The organism is Pseudomonas sp. NC02, assembly GCF_002874965.1.
Taxonomy (GTDB): domain Bacteria; phylum Pseudomonadota; class Gammaproteobacteria; order Pseudomonadales; family Pseudomonadaceae; genus Aquipseudomonas.
On the sequence record NZ_CP025624.1, the window covers coordinates 5,051,222 to 5,070,422 of the forward strand.

Genomic DNA, 19,201 nt, shown 5'->3' on the forward strand with positions numbered 1-19,201 from the left:
CTCTCTTTGAAGACGGGCGGCATTATACATGTGATGCCCTACTCTAAAGAGGGCAATTTCCCCTGAGACGGCGCGCACGATGACCGGTGAGATCAATCTTCCCACGCTCCCCCCGACGCTTCCGGCCGGGCCTGCGCCCGCGCCTGCAGCGGGCGAGTTGCTGAAACTGCTGGAGCCGCAGACCGGCCTGATCGACCCCGGAAAAACCGTAAATGCCGAGGTGCTGGCACTGAAACAAGGCGGCGATGCATTTCAGTTGCTGCTCAAGCTGACCCTGGAAGGCGGCCGGCAAACCCTGGTGCAGGCCAGCAGCAGCCAGCCGCTGCCGCTGGGTACCCAGGTGGAAGTCAGCCAGACGCCGTCGGGCAATTTGTCCATCAGCCTGCAGCAGGCCCTGAGTTCCAGCGTCGCCGCGCTGACGCGTATCGATACCAGCCAGTTACCGGTGGGCACCCTGCTGCAAGGCAAGGTGCTGACCACCCAGGCGCTGCCACAGGGCGCCAACCAGCCGGTGGTGTATCGCTCACTGGTGTCGGTGCTCAATAACGTCCTCAGCGGCGCGACCCTGACCGTCGAAAGTCCGCAGCCCTTGCGCGTCGGCAGCCTGCTCAGCGCCGTGGTGCAAAGTGCGCAGACCTTGAGCTTTGTACCGCTGAGCGGGCGCCAGGACCAATTGGCCGTGGCCCAGCAACTCTCCACCCAGCAAAGCCGCCAGGGCTCGCTGGACGTGGTATTCACCGCGCTGCAAAGCCTGCCGGCGACCAGCAGCGACAGCACCGGGGCCGACCTGCGCGCCGCCGCCGAGCGTTTGCTCGCCGGCCTGCCCGACCTGGCCCAGGCCAGCAACCCCAAGGTGCTGGCGCAACTGATCCAGAACAGCGGGACCTTCCTCGAAGCCAAGTTGCTGGCCGGGCAAAACCCGCAGATACCGCCGCTGGACATGAAAGGCGCGCTGCTGCGCTTCGTCGCCGACCTGCTGCCATCCCTGCCCGCCAGCACCAATCTGAATGCGATCCTCGCTGCCAACACCCTGGCGCAGTTGCTGCCCAGCTTCGTACGCAGCCCGCTGGGCACCCTCGGCCAGGTCGGCGCCAGGCAGGCGCCCGCAGGCTTTCCGCTGCCCGATCGGCTGATGCAACGCCTGGAAGGTGAAAGTGACCTGGAAAACCTGCTGCGCCTGGCCGCCGGGGCCATCTCCCGCCTGCAAAGCCATCAGCTGTCGAGCCTGGAGCAGACCGGTACCACCGCCGACGGCAAGCTCTTGACCACCTGGCAGCTGGAAATCCCCATGCGCACCTTGCAGGACATCGTGCCGTTGCAGGTCAAGTTCCAGCGGGAAGAACCGGCGCCCGACAAGGAACAGCCGGAACGCAAGGACAGCAAGGATCCCAAGCAAATGCTCTGGCGCGTGGAAATGGCGCTCGACATGGAGCCGCTCGGCCCGTTGCAGGTCCAGGCGCAACTGAGCCAGGGCAAACTGTCGAGCCAGTTGTGGGCGACCCGGCCCTTCACCGCCAGCCTGATCGAAAGCCACCTGGGCAGCCTGCGCGAGCGCCTGGTGTCGTCGGGACTCAACGTCGGCGACCTCGACTGCCACCTCGGTACCCCACCACGGGGCCCGAAAACCGGGCTTGAACAACGCTGGGTGGATGAAACCGCATGAAAAACCCCAACCCGCCCCGCCAGGCCATCGCCCTCAAATACGACGGGCAACAAGCGCCGACCCTGACCGCCAAGGGCGACGATGCCCTGGCCGAAGCCATCCTCAAGCTGGCCCGGGAGAACGAAGTCCCGATTTACGAAAATGCCGAGCTGGTCAAATTACTGGCACGCATGGAGTTGGGCGACAGCATCCCGGAAGAGTTGTACCGCACCGTCGCCGAGATCATCGCGTTTGCCTGGACGCTGAAGGGCAAGTTCCCGGTGGGCTACGACCCGGACGCGGGGCCGGTGGAGCGGGATGTGACGGAAAGAGGCGACGATTATTAAGGTGGGAGCCGGCTGATCGTTCCCACGCTCTGCGTGGGAACGCCGCCTCGGACGCTCCGCGTCCAACTGGCGCTGCAACGTTCAAGTCTTGCGCAGGGGTGACGCGGAGCGTCACGGGATGCATTCCCACGCAGAGCGTGGGAATGATCAGTTGCGGTGGGTGGTGTATAGCAATTATATCTTTCGAGGTATAGATTATCCCGAACCCGATAGTTCAGGATAAACCCATGAGCCCTACCCGCCCGATTCTCAGTCGAAAGCTACTCGCCGAAGCGCTCGCCCGTGATCTGGCAGGCGAGTCATTTGCCGACTACAGCTCCGGCATGTTCCTCGCGGCTCCGCGCCGTACCGGCAAGAGTACGTTCCTGCGCAACGACCTTATCCCCGAGTGCAAGGCCCGGGGCTGGCTGCCGGTTTACGTGGACCTGTGGATGAACCGCGAAGTCGACCCCGCCGAACTGATCTCCGGCGCCATCGGCAAAGCCCTGGGCGAGTTCGAAAGCGCAGTGAGCAAAGCGGCCAAGAAGGCCGGTATCGACAAGATCAGCCTGCTGCGCACCTTGAGTTGGGATTTCACCAAACCGCAATTGCCCGCCGGCACCACGCTCAGCCACGCCCTGGACGTGCTGCACCAGGTCTCGGGGCAAATGATCGTGCTGATCGTGGACGAGGCCCAGCACGCCCTCAACAGCGAAGGCGGGGTGAACGCCATGTTCGCCCTCAAGGCGGCACGGGATCATCTCAACGGCAGCAGCACGGCCGATGGCCTGCGCCTGGTCTTCACCGGCTCCAGCCGGGACAAACTGGCCAACCTGGTACTCAAGAGCAAACAACCGTTCTTCGGCGCCCACATCACACCGTTCCCGCTGTTGAGCCGGGATTTCGTCGAGTTCGTGACGGACCTCTGGAACCAGCGCCTGGCCGCGACCAACCAGTTCAACCTGGAGGACATGGACTATGCCTTCCAGCTCGTTGGCCGGCGCCCGGAAATGCTCAACAAACTACTGACCGAAGTGAGCGTGGGTCTTGGCGAAGCCAGCAACCTTGGCGAGTTGCTGAGGACCGGGGCACTCAATCACCAGGCCGGCATCTGGAGCGATTACGAGAGCGCCTACAACGACCTCTCGCCCCTGCAACAGGCGGTACTTGAAGTGATGGGCGAACGAACCCTGGGCAAGCAGGCGTTCTCGCCTTTTGCGGAGAAAACCTTCCAGGATGTGAACCGCAAGCTGGAACAGGCCCAGGTCGAGCCGAACGCCAGCACACCAAACGTGCAGAAAGCACTGGAAGTGTTGCGGGAGAAGGAGTTGGTCTGGAAAGCCAACCGTGGTGAATATGCTTTGGAGGACTCGACCATGGCCGAATGGCTGAGCAACCGGCACCGGCTATAAGCTGCAAGCAATACCGCTTGCAGCTCGTAACCTTCAGTTGTCCTTGTGCAACCGGCTCATCAACTGCGCTTCAGCCTGGGTCAACCCGCAGGACTGGGTCAGCTCATCCACCGTGGCGCCCATGCCCACCAGCTTCGCCGCCTGGGCGAATGAGAGGCTCGACGGGTCACGCTGTTCGAGTGCCGACAGCTTGTCCGGCAACGGCGCCAGCACCGAACGCAGCTCGTGCACTTCATCACCCACACGCACCGCACTTTGCTGGAAGTGGTCGACCCGCTTGGCCAGCTCCAGGATCCGCCGGTCGCGCACAGCGTCGCGCTCGACTTGTCGAGTGGCCAATTCCCGTTGCTGGCGAACATAACGCAGCAGGAAGCCCAGGGTCCCGGCCCAAAGGATGGCCAGGACGATCACCGCTACCTCAAGAAACAATCAGATATTCTCCAGGTCCTGCCACTCTTCTTCGCTCATCATCTTGTCCAGCTCAACCAGAATCAGCAGTTCGCCGTTCTTGTTGCAGACACCCTGGATGAACTTGGCCGATTCTTCGTTGCCGACGTTCGGCGCAGTCTCGACTTCGGATTGGCGCAGGTAAACCACTTCCGCCACGCTGTCGACCATGATCCCGACCACTTGCTTGTCGGCTTCGATGATCACGATGCGGGTGTTGTCGTTGACTTCGGTCGGCACCAGGCCAAAACGCTGGCGGGTGTCGATCACGGTCACCACGTTGCCGCGCAGGTTGATGATGCCCAGCACATAGCTTGGGGCACCCGGAACCGGAGCGATTTCGGTGTAGCGCAGCACTTCCTGCACACGCATCACGTTGATGCCATAGGACTCGTTGTCCAGCTTGAAGGTGACCCATTGCAGGATTGGATCATCCACCAGACCTTGTGCGGACACTGACTTGTTCATACTCCAGACCCCTTCAAATACCGTTGGTTACGGTGTGTGTTCTTGGGCAGCGCCGTAGCGCTGCTGCTTGTTATCAAGTGCGTTTGTTCAGCGGCATGGCTTTTACCGCGCCGCTGGCAATCAACTCCGCCAGTTCGGCGACATCCAGCAACGCGCACATGTGTTCGATCACAGTGCCCGCCAGCCATGGCCGCTGGCCCCGCTGGCTGCGCCATTTGATTTCGTTCGGGTCCAGGCGCAATGAGCGGCTGACCTGATGCACCGCCAGCCCCCACTCGTAGCCCTGGACCGAAATAACGTATTGCAGGCCCTGGCGGAAGTCATCGCGGTAGCGGTCGGGCATCACCCAACGCGCGGTGTCCAATACCTTCAAGTTGCCCTGCTGGCTCGGCAGGATCCCGAGGAACCAATCCGGCTGGCCGAACAACGGCGTCAACTCCTGGCCTTCCAGGGAGTAGATCGACCCCAGGCACACCAGCGGCACCGCCAGGGTCAGCCCGGCGACATCGAACAGCAAACATTCGAACGGCTCCGCAGCCCACACCGGGCGACCGTCGCCCTGTACCGGCGGCGGCGTGATGCTCGGCGGGAGGTGAACCTCAACCACCGGTTCGACCACCACAGGCGCGATCACCAGCGGTGCGACAGGCACCGGCACGGCAACTGGAACCACCAACGCATCACGGGCCTGCTCTTCCAGGACCGCCAGCTGAAACTCGTCCAGGGCAGCAGGTTCAGGCTCGATGACTTCATCGAGGATCAGAATCGGCTCCGGCATGTCCTCGGTGGCGTCCTGGAGCAAAGCGTCCAGGTAGGACTCCAGCGCCAGTTGCGGCCGGGTCTTGAAATCAACGGGACGGTTCATCTGTATGCCCACGCGCAAGCCCCATCAACCCTGTATTCAGAGGTTATCGGCCTGTGAGTGTCCGGACTTGAATCGAGAGCCGGTTTGGTCAGGAAAACCGCGGCGTCTGCATCGCTGGCAAGCCAGGCTCCTACAGGGCTGTTTATGACCATCACGCCACCTGCGCCACAAGTTGCTGGGACAACAGGTGCTTGAGCAACGCCCGATACGCCAGCACCCCACGGCTCTTGCCGTCGAACTGCGACGGCGTCAGCCCTGCCCGGCTCGCATCCCGCAGGCGCGTGTCCACCGGGATGTAGCCTTGCCAGATAGTGTCCGGATAAGCATCGCGCAATACCCGCAAGGTGCCGAGGGACGCCTGGGTACGGCGGTCAAACAGGGTCGGCACGATGCTGAACGGCAGCGCCTGCTTGCGCGAGCGGTTGATCATCGCCAGGGTGCTGACCATGCGCTCCAGGCCCTTGACGGCCAGGTGCTCAGTCTGCACCGGGATCACCAGCTGTTGGCTGGCGGCCAGGGCGTTGACCATCAGCACGCCGAGCAACGGCGGGCTGTCGATGATCGCGTAGTCGAAGTCCTGCCACAGCTGCGCCAGGGTCTTGGCGATCACCAGGCCCAGGCCGCTCTGCCCCGGCGACTGGCGCTCAAGGGTGGCCAGGGCGGTGCTGGACGGCAACAGCGAGATCTTTTCATTGCTGGTAGGCAGCAACAGTTGCCCCGGCAAGTCGGCCGGCACGCTGCCCTTGTGCAGGAACAGGTCGTAGCAACTGTGTTCCAGGGCATCCGGGTCATAGCCGAAATAGCTGGTCATGGAGCCGTGGGGGTCCAGGTCGACCACGACCACACGCTTGCCGGCCTCGGCCAGCAAGCCGGCCAAGGCGATGGACGTGGTGGTTTTACCGACACCACCCTTTTGATTGGCAACTGCCCAGACTCTCATTCGGATTGTTCCTCCCGGCAGGCATAGGCTCGACCGAGAAATTGCATGGGGTTATAGAGCCGGTGACGGAGAATTGACGGCACTCCCGCGAACCGGCGCCTTTACGGGCGCTGGTGCAGTTTGTGTGCCAGCCCGCTTCAAGGCGGCATCCGGTGTTGCATTGGCAGTGCCGGTACCGGTCAGGCTGCGGCGCACGTCCAGGTTGCGCGACACCACCAGCACCACCCGACGGTTGCGCGCACGGCCTTCCGCCGTGGCGTTATTGGCCACCGGCTGGAACTCGCCGTAACCCACCGACGCCAGGCGCCCGGGGTTCACACCCTGCATCGCGAGCATTCGTACAATACTCGCCGCCCGGGCCGAAGACAGCTCCCAGTTGGTCGGGTACTGCGCGGTACTGATCGGCAGGTTATCGGTAAAGCCTTCAACGTGGACCGGGTTTTCAAACGGCTTCAGGATCGCCGCCACCTTGTCGATGATGGTAAACGCCTGGTCGCTGGGCATTGCATCGGCACTGGCGAACAGCAGGCTGGAATTGAGCTCGATCTCGACCCACAACTCATTGCCGCGCACGGTCATCTGGTTGGAGCTGATCAGGTCGCCAAAGGCCGCGCTGATGTTATCGGCGATGCTTTTCAGCGGGTCGCTGGTGCCACCGATGCCGGCGGCGGTTTCATCGCTGTCGTTGACCAGCGGCTTGGCCGGGGTCACAGTCTTGGGGCGTTCTTCGCCAATGGGTATCGGCTTGAGGGCGCGGTCAGCGTCGTTGAATACGCCAATCAGCGCCTGGGAAATGACTTTGTACTTGCCTTCGTTGATCGAGGAAATGGAGTACATCACCACAAAAAACGCGAACAGCAACGTAATGAAGTCGGCGTAGGACACCAGCCAGCGTTCATGGTTGACGTGTTCTTCAGGCTCGCGGCGGCGACGGCTCACAACAAATACCTCCCATCAATCCATGAAGCCCTGGAGCTTCAATTCGATGGAGCGCGGGTTTTCACCCTCGGCAATCGAGAGGATGCCTTCGAGCAACATCTCGCGATAACGCGACTGGCGCAGGGCGATCGACTTGAGCTTGCTGGCCACCGGCAACAACACCAGGTTGGCACTGGCCACGCCGTAGATGGTGGCGACGAACGCCACGGCAATCCCGCTGCCCAGTTGCGACGGATCGGCCAGGTTGCCCATCACGTGGATCAAGCCCATCACCGCACCGATGATGCCGATGGTCGGCGCGTAGCCGCCCATGCTTTCAAAGACTTTGGCAGCGTTGATGTCGCGGCTTTCCTGGGTGTAGAAGTCCACTTCGAGGATGCTGCGAATCGCTTCCGGCTCGGCGCCGTCCACCAGCAGTTGCAGGCCTTTGCGGGCGTAGCTGTCGGGCTCGGCATCGGCCACGCCTTCCAGCCCGAGCAGGCCTTCCTTGCGCGCCGTGAGGCTCCAGTTGACCACGCGGTCGATGCCGCCCGGCAAGTCGACACGCGGCGGGAAGATAATCCAGATGAGGATCTGCATCGCGCGCTTGAACGAACTCATGGGCGACTGCAACAACGCCGCGCCCACGGTGCCGCCGATCACGATCAACGCCGCCGGGCCGTTGGCCAGGGCGCCCAGGTGGCCGCCTTCGAGGTAGTTGCCGCCGATAATCGCGACAAACGCCATGATGATGCCAATCAGGCTCAATACATCCATCAGAGGCAAGCCTCCACCAGGTGCTTGCCGATGTCGTCCAGGCTGTAGACGGCGTCGGCCAGGTCGGCCTTGACGATGGCCATGGGCATGCCATAGATCACGCAGCTGGCTTCATCCTGGGCCCAGATCGCGCTGCCGCCCTGCTTGAGCAGGCGCGCGCCTTCACGGCCATCGGCGCCCATGCCGGTCAACACCACCGCCAAAACTTTGTCGCCGTAGGATTTGGCCGCAGACCCGAAGGTGATATCCACACACGGCTTGTAGTTCAGGCGTTCGTCGCCCGGCAGGATTTTGATCGCACCACGGCCATCGACCATCATCTGCTTGCCACCGGGGGCCAGCAGCGCCAGACCCGGACGCAGGATGTCGCCATCCTCGGCTTCCTTGACGCTGATGCGGCACAGCTTGTCCAGGCGCTCGGCGAACGCCTTGGTGAACGCGGCCGGCATGTGCTGGATCAACACGATCGGCGCCGGGAAGTTGGCCGGCAATTGGGTCAACACCCGCTGCAAGGCCACCGGGCCGCCGGTGGACGTACCGATGGCCACCAGCTTGTAGGCCTTGCGCTTGGGCGCAGGTGAATGCGCGGCGGGCGCAGCCGTACGCACCGGGGCGGCGGCCGGGCGCGCAACCGGTGCCGGCGCCGGGCGACCAAAGGTGCTCGGGGCGGCCGGTGGCGGCGTAACGGGAGCGGGCGCCGGCGCACTGAACAGGCTGCGACGGTTACTGCGGGAGATGCTGTGCACCTTCTCGCAGAGCATCTGCTTGACCTTCTCGGGGTTGCGCGAGATGTCTTCGAAATTCTTCGGCAGGAAGTCCACCGCGCCGGCATCCAGCGCATCCAGGGTGACCCGGGCGCCTTCGTGGGTCAGCGAGGAGAACATCAACACCGGCGTCGGGCAGCGCTGCATGATGTGCCGCACCGCCGTGATGCCGTCCATCATCGGCATCTCGTAGTCCATGGTGATCACGTCCGGCTTGAGCGCCAGGGCCTGATCGATCGCCTCTTTGCCGTTGGTGGCCGTGCCGACCACCTGGATATTGGAATCCGATGAAAGAATTTCCGAGACGCGGCGGCGGAAGAAACCCGAATCGTCCACCACCAGGACCTTGACTACCATAAACACTCCGTTAGGCCGGGCGAGGGACAACCGCCCTGCCCGGGCCGAATCAAATACGCCGTGCGGCGTAACGCTTGAGCATGCTCGGAACATCCAGAATCAGCGCGATCCGACCGTCACCGGTAATGGTCGCACCCGACATGCCCGGGGTTCCCTGCAGCATTTTGCCCAAAGGCTTGATGACCACTTCTTCCTGGCCCACCAGTTGATCGACCACGAAGCCGATACGCTGGGTGCCCACGGACAGAATCACCACATGGCCTTCGCGCTGCTCTTCATGCTTGGCCGAAGCCACCAGCCAGCGCTTGAGGTAGAACAGCGGCAACGCCTTGTCGCGCACGATCACCACTTCCTGGCCGTCCACCACGTTGGTGCGCGACAGGTCGAGGTGGAAGATTTCGTTGACGTTGACCAGCGGGAAGGCGAACGCCTGGTTGCCCAGCATCACCATCAGGGTCGGCATGATCGCCAGGGTCAACGGCACCTTGATGACGATCTTCGAGCCCTGGCCCTTGGTCGAGTAGATGTTGATCGAGCCGTTGAGCTGGCTGATCTTGGTCTTCACCACGTCCATGCCCACGCCACGGCCCGACACGTCGGAAATCTCGGTCTTGGTGGAGAAGCCCGGGGCGAAGATCAGGTTGTAGCACTCGGTGTCGGTGAGGCGGTCGGCGGCGTCCTTGTCCATCACCCCACGCTTGACTGCAATGTTGCGCAGTACCGTGGGGTCCATGCCTTTGCCGTCATCGGTGATCGACAGCAGGATATGGTCGCCTTCCTGTTCGGCCGCCAGGATCACTTTGCCCTGGCGGTTCTTGCCCGAGGCTTCGCGCTCTTCCGGCGTCTCGACACCGTGGTCGACGGCGTTGCGCACCAAGTGGACCAGCGGGTCGGCCAGGGCCTCGACAAGGTTTTTGTCGAGGTCGGTTTCTTCACCCACCAGTTCCAGGTTGATCTCTTTCTTGAGCTGGCGTGCCAGGTCGCGAACCAGGCGCGGGAAACGGCCGAAGACTTTCTTGATCGGCTGCATCCGGGTCTTCATGACGGCGGTCTGCAGGTCTGCGGTGACCACGTCGAGGTTCGACACGGCCTTTTGCATGGCCTCGTCGCCACTGTTCAGGCCCAGGCGCACCAGGCGGTTACGCACCAGCACCAGTTCGCCGACCATGTTCATGATGTCGTCCAGGCGCGCGGTATCAACCCGCACGGTGGTTTCGGCTTCACTGGCCGGTTGCTTGTCCGGGGCCGGGGCAGCCGTGGCAGCCCGGGCCGGTGCTGGAGCCGGAGCCGGAGCCGCTTTCGCTGCGACAGGCGCGGCAGCCTTGGCGGCAGGAGCCGGTGTTGCGACAGCTGCGGCAGCAGCCGGTGCAGCAGCGCCGACCACTTCGGTGAACTTGCCCTTGCCGTGCAGTTCATCCAGCAGGGCTTCGAATTCGTGATCGGAGATCAGTCCATCGGCGGCCGGCGCAGCAGCGGGTGCCGCAGGCGCGGCGGCCGTTGCAGCGACTTCCGGCAGAGCCTCGGCGGCAAACGAGCCTTTGCCGTGCAACTGGTCCAGCAGCGCTTCAAATTCGTCGTCGGTGATTTCATTGCTGACGGGCGCCGCGACTTCCGTTGGCGCTGGCGCTGCGGCCACCGCGTCCGGGGCAAACTGGCCCTTGCCGTGCAACTGGTCGAGCAACGACTCGAACTCGGCGTCGGTAATGTCTTCGGTGGTCGGCACCATGGCCGGCGCACTGGCTACCGGCGCTTCGGCTTCGGCCTTGACGGCGTTCAGCGAGTCCAGCAGTTGTTCAAATTCGCTGTCGGTCACGTCGCCCGCAGGCTCGGCAACCGGCTCAGCCACCGCTTCCACCACGGGAGCGTTGGCCGCAGGTTCCGCCAGGCGCGCCAGGGCGGCCAGCAGTTCCGGCGTGGCGGCAGTGATCGGTGCGCGCTCGCGCACTTCACTGAACATGCCGTTGACCGCGTCCAGTGCTTCCAGGATCACGTCCATCAGTTCCGAGTCGACGTGCCGCTCACCCTTGCGCAGGATGTCGAACACGTTCTCGGCGATGTGACAGCACTCCACCAGCTCGTGGAGCTGGAGGAAGCCGGCGCCCCCTTTTACAGTATGAAAACCGCGAAAAATTGCATTGAGCAGGTTCGCATCATCCGGTCGGCTTTCCAGCTCGACCAGTTGTTCGGACAGTTGCTCTAAAATTTCGCCGGCCTCTACAAGGAAATCCTGAAGGATTTCTTCATCGGCGCCGAAGCTCATGGGTGTGCTCCTTAGAAGCCTAAACTGGACAGCAAATCGTCTACGTCGTCTTGCCCGGATACAACGTCTTCACGTTTATCGGCATGAATCTGCGGACCTTCACCCTTGGCGAGGTGTTTTTGTGGATCTTTTTCAGAAAGGATCGCTGCGCGGTCATGTTCGATGCCGGCAAACCGGTCGACCTGGCCCGCCATCAACACCAGTTTGAGCAGGTTGCTTTCCACTTCGGTGACCAGTTGGGTCACACGCTTGATCACCTGACCGGTGAGGTCCTGGTAATCCTGGGCCAGCAGAATGTCATTGAGGTTGCTGGAAACCGTGCGGTTTTCCTGCTCGCTGCGGGACAAAAAGCCCTCGACCCGACGCGCCAGCTCACGAAACTCCTCAGCGCCCACTTCCCGACGCATGAACCGGCCCCAGTCAGTGCTCAGGGCCTTGGCTTCACTGGCCATACCGTTGACCAGAGGCGTGGCGTTTTCCACCAGGTCCATGGTGCGGTTGGCCGCCGCCTCAGTCAGCCTGACCACGTAGGACAGGCGTTCGGTGGCATCCGTGATCTGCGAGATTTCCTCGGCCTGGGGCATGTGCGGGTCAATCTGAAAATTGACTATCGCACTGTGCAACTCACGGGTGAGCTTGCCCACTTCCTGGTACAGGCCGCGGTCACGGGTCTGGTTGAGCTCATGGATTAACTGCACCGCGTCGCCGAACTGGCCTCTTTCAAGGCTTTCGACGAGTTGATGAGCATGTTTTTTCAGGGTCGACTCAAAGTCGGCCTGCGATGATTCTTTATGCTCCATAGCTCCCCCGTGGCAGCATCAATGACCGATGCGTTCGAAGATCTTTTCGATCTTCTCTTTCAAGGCCAGTGCAGTGAATGGCTTGACCACGTAGCCGTTGACCCCGGCCTGGGCGGCTTCGATGATCTGTTCACGCTTGGCTTCAGCGGTCACCATCAGCACAGGCAGGCTGCGCAGTTTTTCATCAGCGCGCACGTGGCGCAGCAGATCGATACCGGTCATGCCCGGCATGTTCCAGTCCGTTACCAGAAAGTCGATGCTCCCGCTGTTGAGGATCGGAATCGCCGTAATACCGTCATCCGCCTCGACCGTGTTAGTGAACCCAAGGTCACGCAACAGGTTTTTTATGATCCGCCGCATCGTTGAGAAGTCATCAACGATGAGGATTTTCATGTTCTTGTCCAATTCGACCTCCAAGCAGTCTTAAACGCGCCCAGCACCTGGGCGCGCCATATCAATCAACAGGCGTTACACAAAAAGGACTACCGGGGGCGCACAACGGGCCAAGCCCGTCCGGGCGCAGGGCCTGGACGGTATCGTTCGCAGTGTCCCCACACTGCCTGTCAGCGCGCTCGCCACTCTCCCAAACGCCCCCGCAAGCGGGCCGCGCACTGGCTGTGTAACTGGCTGACCCGCGATTCGCTGACTCCCAGGACCTCACCGATTTCCTTGAGGTTCAGCTCTTCGTCGTAGTACAGCGCCAACACCAGTCGCTCACGCTCCGGCAAATTGGCTATCGCGTCCGCCAGCGCGCTCTGGAAGCGTTCATCTTCCAGGTCCCGTGACGGTTCGAGATGGGCACTCGCGCCGTCCTCGTGCAGCCCTTCATGTTCGCCGTCCTGTAAAAGGTCGTCGAAACTGAACAGCCGGCTGCCCAAGGTATCGTTCAAAATCCCGTAGTAATCGTCGAGACTCAATTGGAGTTCGGCCGCAACTTCATGATCTTTAGCGTCGCGACCGGTTTTTGCTTCAATTGAGCGAATTGCGTCACTCACCATCCGCGTATTGCGGTGCACTGATCGCGGCGCCCAATCACCTTTACGCACTTCATCGAGCATGGCCCCACGGATACGGATACCCGCGTATGTCTCGAAACTCGCGCCCTTGCTCGCGTCGTACTTGGTCGACACTTCAAGCAGGCCGATCATCCCGGCCTGGATCAAGTCCTCGACCTGCACGCTGGCAGGCAAGCGCGCCAGCAGGTGATAGGCAATGCGCTTGACCAGGGGCGCATAGCGCTCGATCAATTCGACTTGACTGTCACGTGCCGACTTCTTGTAAAGGTTGTAGCCGCTGGCTGTCATAGCACCGGTCCTGCGCTCGTCTGATGCACCAATCGCTCGACGAAAAACTCCAGATGCCCCCGGGGATTGGCGGGCAACGGCCAGGTATCGACCTTCTGGGCAATAGCCTTGAACGCCAATGCGCACTTCGAACGAGGGAACGCTTCATAGACCGCACGCTGCTTTTGCACGGCCTTGCGCACACACTCGTCGTAAGGAACTGCGCCAACGTATTGTAAGGCGACATCGAGGAAGCGATCCGTGACCTTGGTCAACTTGGCGAACAGATTCCGCCCTTCCTGCGGGCTTTGGGCCATGTTGGCCAGCACGCGGAAGCGGTTCATGCCGTAGTCGCGGTTGAGCAGTTTGATCAGGGCGTAGGCGTCGGTGATCGAGGTGGGTTCGTCGCACACCACCAGCAACACTTCCTGGGCTGCGCGCACGAAACTGACCACCGACTCGCCGATCCCGGCGGCGGTGTCGATCACCAGTACGTCGAGGTTGTCGCCAATGTCGCTGAACGCCTGAATCAGGCCGGCATGTTGCGCCGGGCTCAGGTGCACCATGCTCTGGGTGCCGGAAGCGGCCGGCACGATGCGAATCCCGCCGGGGCCTTGCAACAGTACGTCGCGCAGCTCACAGCGGCCTTCGATGACATCGGCCAGGGTATGTTTGGGCGTCAGTCCCAGCAGAACGTCGACGTTCGCCAGCCCCAGGTCAGCATCCAGCAGCATGACGCGACGGCCAAGCTCTGCCAGGGCCAGGGACAAATTCACTGACACGTTAGTTTTTCCGACGCCACCTTTGCCGCCGGTCACCGCGATCACCTGTACGGGATGCATGCTGCCCATTTTATTTCTTTACCTTGTCTTGCTTAGACGCAGGCTACATAAGTTGGCCGCGCGAACTGCTGGCAGGCCATCGATGTAGATACTTTTCACTGTCATTTTTAAATAGAAAGCCATGATGCCTCAGCCAACTCGCTTGTTCGGGCTGTGGTAGAGGTCAGCAAACATGTCAGCCATAGCTTCCTCACTGGGTTCTTCCTGCATTTGCACGCTGACAGCCCGGCTGACCAACTGATGACGGCGCGGCAGATGCAGATCATCCGGGATCCGCGGCCCGTCGGTCAGGTAGGCGACCGGTAATTCATGACTGATTGCCAGGCTCAATACTTCGCCCAGGCTTGCCGTCTCATCCAGTTTAGTCAGGATGCAACCCGCCAGCCCGCAGCGCTTGTAGCTGTGGTAGGCGGCGGTCAATACCTGCTTCTGGCTGGTAGTGGCAAGCACCAAATAGTTTCTGGATTTGATCCCGCGCCCGGCCAGGCTTTCCAGCTGCATGCGCAGGGCCGGGTCGCTGGCTTGCAGGCCGGCGGTGTCGATCAGCACCACGCGCTTGCGCAGCAATGGGTCGAGGGCGTTGGCCAGGGACTGGCCCGGGTCGACGTGGGTCACCGGCACATTGAGGATGCGGCCCAGGGTCTTGAGTTGTTCCTGGGCGCCGATGCGGTAGCTGTCCATGCTCACCAGCGCGATGTTCTGGGCGCCGTACTTGAGCACGTAACGTGCGGCCAGCTTGGCCAGGGTGGTGGTCTTGCCCATGCCGGCCGGGCCGACCATGGCAATCACACCGCCTTCTTCCAGGGGTTCGATTTCCGGGGTGACGATCATCCGCGCCAGGTGGGCCAGGAGCATGCGCCAGGCCTGGCGAGGTTCTTCAATTTGGGTGGTCAGTTGCAGCAGGTCGCGGGACAACGGGCCGGAAAGGCCAATGCGTTGCAGGCGACGCCACAGGTTGGCCTGTTGTGGCTGGCTGCCCTGCAACTGGTTCCAGGCCAGCGAACCCAGCTGCACTTCCAGCAGTTCACGCAGGCCGTTGAGTTCGAAACGCATCGAGTCGAACACCCGCTGGTCTACCGCCGGCGCCGGGGCTGGCGCAGCAGGACGCGGTGGTTCAACAAAAGTCGGCTCTACCAGCGGCTCGGACGCGGTCAACGGCAGCCCGGCGAACAGCTGGCGATTGGTGGAGGCGTCGCTGTCGCCACGCATGCTCAGTTCAGCCTGGGCCGAGACAATGCGCGAAGCGGTCTTGCGCAGCTCGTCTTCCAGTTCCATGTTCGGCACGCGCGGCGCCAGGGCCGAGGGTTTGTAATCCAGGGCAGCCGTCAGCTCCACACCGCCGGCAATACGACGGTTACCGATAATCGCAGCGTCGGCGCCCAACTCATCACGTACCAGTTTCATGGCCTGACGCATATCGGCGGCGAAAAAACGCTTCACTTGCATATCCCACTACCTCAGCCGTTGGGCCCTACTGTCGCGACGATAGTCACTTGCTTATTGTCAGGAATTTCCTGGTAAGCCAATACGTGCAAATTCGGTATAGCCAGGCGTCCAAACCGCGACAACATCGCCCGGACGGGGCCAGCCACCAGCAGGATCACCGGATGGCCTTCCATTTCCTGGCGCTGCGCGGCCTCGATCAACGAACGTTGCAGCTTCTCTGCCATGCTTGGCTCCAGCAACACGCCCTCATCAGCGCCCTGCCCAGCCTTCTGAATACTATTGAGCAATATTTGTTCCAACCTTGGTTCCAAGGTGATAACAGGCAGCTCGGAGTCAAGCCCTACAATGCTTTGGACGATTGCACGCGACAATCCGACGCGCACTGCGGCCACCAGGGCGGCAGTATCTTGACTCTTGGCGGCATTGTTGGCGATAGCTTCGGCAATGCTGCGAATGTCCCGCACCGGCACCTGCTCGGCCAACAGCGCTTGCAGCACCTTGAGCAGTTGCGAGGTGGACAGCACACCCGGTACCAACTCTTCGGCGAGTTTTGGCGAGGCCTTGGCCAGCAATTGCAAGAGTTGCTGGACTTCTTCGTGGCCAATCAGCTCGTGGGAGTGCTTGTACAGAATCTGGTTGAGGTGGGTGGCGACCACAGTGCTGGCGTCGACCACGGTGTAGCCCAGCGACTGCGCCTGGCTGCGCTGGCTGATTTCGATCCATACCGCTTCCAGGCCAAAAGCCGGATCTTTGGCGGTAATCCCGTTGAGGCTGCCAAACACCTGGCCCGGGTTGATCGCCAGTTCGCGGTCCGGGTAGATCTCGGCCTCGGCCAGAATCACCCCCATCAGGGTCAGGCGGTAGGCGCTCGGGGCCAGGTCGAGGTTGTCGCGAATGTGCACGGTGGGCATCAGGAAGCCCAGGTCCTGGGACAACTTCTTGCGCACGCCCTTGATCCGCGCCAGCAATTGCCCGCCCTGGTTGCGATCCACCAGGGGAATCAGGCGGTAGCCGACTTCCAGGCCGATCATGTCGATCGGGGTCACGTCGTCCCAGCCCAACTCCTTGGTTTCCAGGGCGCGGGCCGGCGATGGCAGCAGTTCCTGCTGGCGCGCCACTTCCTGCTGGGCAATCACCTTGATGTTGTTTTGTTTTTTCCAGAACAGGTAGGCACCGCCGGCGGCCATGGCGGCCATGCTCAGGAACGAGACATGGGGCATGCCCGGCACGATGCCCATGATCGCCATGATGCCTGCCGCCACCGCCAGCGCCTTGGGCGAGGCAAACATCTGCCGGCTGATCTGCTTGCCCATGTCTTCGGAGCCCGAAGCACGGGTCACCATGATCGCCGCAGCTGTAGATAACAACAGTGATGGCAATTGCGCCACTAAACCGTCACCGATGGTCAGCAGGGCGTAAACCTTGCCGGCGTCGCCGAAGGTCATGCCGTGCTGAAAGATGCCGACCGCCATGCCGCCGATCAGGTTGATAAACAGAATCAACAGGCCGGCGATGGCGTCGCCGCGCACGAATTTGCTGGCACCGTCCATAGAACCGTAGAACTCGGCTTCCTGGGCGACTTCAAGGCGACGGGCCTTGGCCTGGTTCTGGTCGATCAGGCCGGCGTTGAGGTCGGCGTCGATCGCCATCTGCTTGCCGGGCATCGCGTCGAGGGTAAAACGCGCGCTCACCTCGGAAATCCGCCCGGCGCCCTTGGTCACGACCACGAAGTTGATGATCATCAAGATCGCAAAAACCACGATACCGACCACGTAGTTACCGCCGATCACCACCTCACCGAAGGCCTGGATCACCTTGCCCGCGGCGGCGTGGCCGTCCTGGCCATGGAGCATCACCACCCGGGTGGAAGCCACGTTAAGCGCCAGCCGCAGCAGGGTGGCGATCAGCAGGATGGTCGGGAATACCGCGAAATCCAGCGGCCGCAGGGCGTATACGCACACCAGCAACACGACGACCGACAGCGCAATGTTGAAGGTGAAGAACACATCCAGCAGGAACGGCGGCATCGGCAACATCATCATTGCCAGCATCACCAGCAACAACAACGGCACACCCAGATTGCCTCGCGAGAGGTCAGTCAGGGTGCCACGGGCCGTGCTGAGCATTTGAGAGCGATCCACCGGTATTCCTCGTTTCCTTGAAGCAAACTTTTGACGCCGGGAAGCGTCCTGGAGGCGGTATTGCAAGAAGCCTTCCAACTTTTGCTTGAGGAAGCAGATCGTTCCGGCGGCCAGCAACGACATACCGCCGCGTGCACATCACCTGTGGCGAGGGAGCTTGCTCCCTCGCCACGCTGATTGAGGTAGCGCCCTCGCCCGCGACTTACACGGTGCGAGATGCAATTGCGGGAACGCTCAGGGGGATTTCTGTTGTTTGGGCGGACGCCTTCGCGAGCAAGCCCGCTCCCACATTTGACCGCGTTTCTACAGGATATACACGGTCAAATGTGGGAGCGGGCTTGCTCGCGAAGAGGCCAGGAGGGACGCTACAAAATCAGGAATCCCGACGCAAATCCGGCGGAATCGGCAGGTCCTTCAGCGGATCCGGCCGCTTGCCCTTGCCCGCCCGGTACTGGCGGATCTGATACACGTACGCCAACACCTGAGCCACCGCCAGATACAACCCGGCCGGAATTTCCTGGTCCAGGTCGGTGGAGTAGAAGATCGACCGCGCCAACTCCGGCGATTCCAGCAGCAGGATGTCATTGGCTACCGCAATCTCGCGGATTTTCAACGCCGTGAAATCACTGCCCTTGGCCAGCAACATCGGCGCCCCACCCTTCTCCGGGTCGTACTTGAGCGCCACGGCGTAGTGGGTCGGGTTGGTGATGACCACATCGGCATCGGGCACCGAGGCCATCATCTTGCGCTGGGACATCTCGCGCTGCAGCTGGCGAATCCGCTGCTTGACCTCGGGCCGGCCTTCCTGGTCCTTGTGCTCGTCGCGCACTTCCTGCTTGGTCATCAGCAGTTTCTTGTGGCTTTCCCACAGCTGGATCGGCGCATCCACCGCAGCAATGAGGATCAGCCCGCAAGCCATCCACAGCGAGCTCCAGCCCACCACTTGCACACTGTGGATGATCGCCAGCTCGATCGGCTCATGGGCGATGCGCAGCAGGTCGTCGATGTCGGACGACAACACCGTCAACGCCACAAACAGGATCAGGATGAACTTGGCCAAGGCCTTGAGCAGCTCCACCAGGGCCTTGGTGGAAAACATCCGCTTGAGCCCGGCCGCCGGGTTCATCCGGCTGAATTTGGGCGCCAGGCTGCCGGCGGCAAACAGCCAGCCGCCGAGGGAAATCGGGCCGATCAGGGCCGCCAGCAACAAGGTGATGAGGATCGGCTGCACCGCGAGGATCGCGATCTTGCCCGAGTGCAGCAGGTACAAACCCATGGCCCCCGGGCTCAGCAGCACGTCGCGGGGCAGGGAGAAATTCAGGCGCATCAACTCCATCAGGTCCAGGGCCAGGCCACCGCCGTAGATCAGCAGGCCGCCGGAACCGGCGAGCATGATCGCCAGGGTGTTGAGCTCTTTGGAGCGGGCAATCTCGCCCTTTTCCCGGGAGTCCTTTTTACGTTTCTCCGTGGGGTCTTCTGTCTTGTCCTGGCCACTCTCGCTCTCGGCCATGGC

Annotated in this window: 18 protein-coding genes; 3 read left to right on the plus strand and 15 right to left on the minus strand. The window is 62.0% G+C overall.

Features of this window, described 5'->3' with window-relative positions; genetic code table 11:
• The first annotated feature begins 79 nt into the window (after positions 1-79).
• The 3 genes from C0058_RS23505 to C0058_RS23515 all read left to right on the plus strand — a co-directional run bounded on the left by C0058_RS23505 (position 80) and on the right by C0058_RS23515 (position 3,380).
• Positions 80-1,663, plus strand: a complete 1,584-nt coding sequence (locus tag C0058_RS23505) for a flagellar hook-length control protein FliK (RefSeq protein WP_032899324.1) — start codon at positions 80-82, stop codon at positions 1,661-1,663.
• A complete protein-coding gene (locus C0058_RS23510) occupies positions 1,660-1,989 on the plus strand; it encodes an EscU/YscU/HrcU family type III secretion system export apparatus switch protein (protein WP_003210638.1) in 330 nt (109 codons plus the stop codon). Before C0058_RS23505 ends, C0058_RS23510 begins: the two co-directional genes overlap by 4 nt.
• A gap of 227 nt (positions 1,990-2,216) precedes the next feature.
• Positions 2,217-3,380: a hypothetical protein gene (locus C0058_RS23515; RefSeq protein ID WP_102369668.1), complete on the plus strand. Its 1,164-nt coding sequence runs from the start codon at positions 2,217-2,219 to the stop codon at positions 3,378-3,380.
• A 33-nt stretch (positions 3,381-3,413) separates the two neighbouring features.
• On the opposite strand, the gene C0058_RS23520 is transcribed toward C0058_RS23515, so the two are convergent.
• The 15 genes from C0058_RS23520 to flhB form a co-directional block, all read right to left on the minus strand.
• A complete protein-coding gene (locus C0058_RS23520) occupies positions 3,414-3,809 on the minus strand; it encodes a DUF2802 domain-containing protein (protein ID WP_008434800.1) in 396 nt (131 codons plus the stop codon).
• Positions 3,810-4,295 carry a chemotaxis protein CheW gene (locus C0058_RS23525; RefSeq protein ID WP_003210641.1) on the minus strand — a complete coding sequence of 162 codons (486 nt, stop codon included), beginning with the start codon at positions 4,293-4,295 and terminating at the stop codon, positions 3,810-3,812.
• A 73-nt stretch (positions 4,296-4,368) separates the two neighbouring features.
• A complete protein-coding gene (locus C0058_RS23530; RefSeq protein WP_102369669.1) occupies positions 4,369-5,160 on the minus strand; it encodes a CheW domain-containing protein in 792 nt (263 codons plus the stop codon).
• Between the two features lie 151 nt (positions 5,161-5,311).
• Positions 5,312-6,100, minus strand: a complete 789-nt coding sequence (locus C0058_RS23535; RefSeq protein ID WP_003210643.1) for a ParA family protein — start codon at positions 6,098-6,100, stop codon at positions 5,312-5,314.
• 51 nt (positions 6,101-6,151) lie between these two features.
• The gene (gene motD, locus C0058_RS23540; RefSeq protein ID WP_003210644.1) at positions 6,152-7,039 is read right to left on the minus strand and encodes a flagellar motor protein MotD; all 888 of its coding nucleotides are present in this window, start codon (positions 7,037-7,039) and stop codon (positions 6,152-6,154) included.
• 15 nt (positions 7,040-7,054) lie between these two features.
• A complete protein-coding gene (locus tag C0058_RS23545; RefSeq protein WP_003210645.1) occupies positions 7,055-7,795 on the minus strand; it encodes a flagellar motor protein in 741 nt (246 codons plus the stop codon).
• Positions 7,795-8,916: a chemotaxis response regulator protein-glutamate methylesterase gene (locus C0058_RS23550; RefSeq protein WP_008434810.1), complete on the minus strand. Its 1,122-nt coding sequence runs from the start codon at positions 8,914-8,916 to the stop codon at positions 7,795-7,797. The genes C0058_RS23545 and C0058_RS23550 overlap by 1 nt, the downstream gene beginning before the upstream one ends.
• 49 nt (positions 8,917-8,965) lie before the next feature.
• Positions 8,966-11,176, minus strand: a complete 2,211-nt coding sequence (locus C0058_RS23555) for a chemotaxis protein CheA (protein WP_102369670.1) — start codon at positions 11,174-11,176, stop codon at positions 8,966-8,968.
• Positions 11,177-11,187: 11 nt separating this feature from the next.
• Positions 11,188-11,976, minus strand: coding sequence for a protein phosphatase CheZ (locus C0058_RS23560; RefSeq protein WP_003214538.1), 789 nt, complete (start codon positions 11,974-11,976; stop codon positions 11,188-11,190).
• An 18-nt stretch (positions 11,977-11,994) separates the two neighbouring features.
• Positions 11,995-12,369: a chemotaxis response regulator CheY gene (locus C0058_RS23565; RefSeq protein WP_005790040.1), complete on the minus strand. Its 375-nt coding sequence runs from the start codon at positions 12,367-12,369 to the stop codon at positions 11,995-11,997.
• Positions 12,370-12,539: 170 nt separating this feature from the next.
• Positions 12,540-13,280, minus strand: a complete 741-nt coding sequence (gene fliA, locus C0058_RS23570) for an RNA polymerase sigma factor FliA (protein WP_008434817.1) — start codon at positions 13,278-13,280, stop codon at positions 12,540-12,542.
• Entirely contained in the window at positions 13,277-14,110 is an 834-nt protein-coding gene (fleN, locus tag C0058_RS23575; RefSeq protein WP_003192912.1) for a flagellar synthesis regulator FleN, read from the minus strand. The genes fliA and fleN overlap by 4 nt, the downstream gene beginning before the upstream one ends.
• A 120-nt stretch (positions 14,111-14,230) precedes the next feature.
• On the minus strand, positions 14,231-15,547 hold the full coding sequence (gene flhF / locus C0058_RS23580) for a flagellar biosynthesis protein FlhF (protein ID WP_003214543.1): 1,317 nt from the start codon (positions 15,545-15,547) through the stop codon (positions 14,231-14,233).
• Positions 15,548-15,558: 11 nt separating this feature from the next.
• Complete coding sequence (gene flhA / locus C0058_RS23585) at positions 15,559-17,673, minus strand: flagellar biosynthesis protein FlhA (RefSeq protein WP_023659255.1); 2,115 nt, start codon at positions 17,671-17,673, stop codon at positions 15,559-15,561.
• 388 nt (positions 17,674-18,061) lie between these two features.
• Complete coding sequence (gene flhB / locus C0058_RS23595; protein ID WP_087694331.1) at positions 18,062-19,198, minus strand: flagellar biosynthesis protein FlhB; 1,137 nt, start codon at positions 19,196-19,198, stop codon at positions 18,062-18,064.
• Positions 19,199-19,201 lie beyond the last annotated feature (3 nt).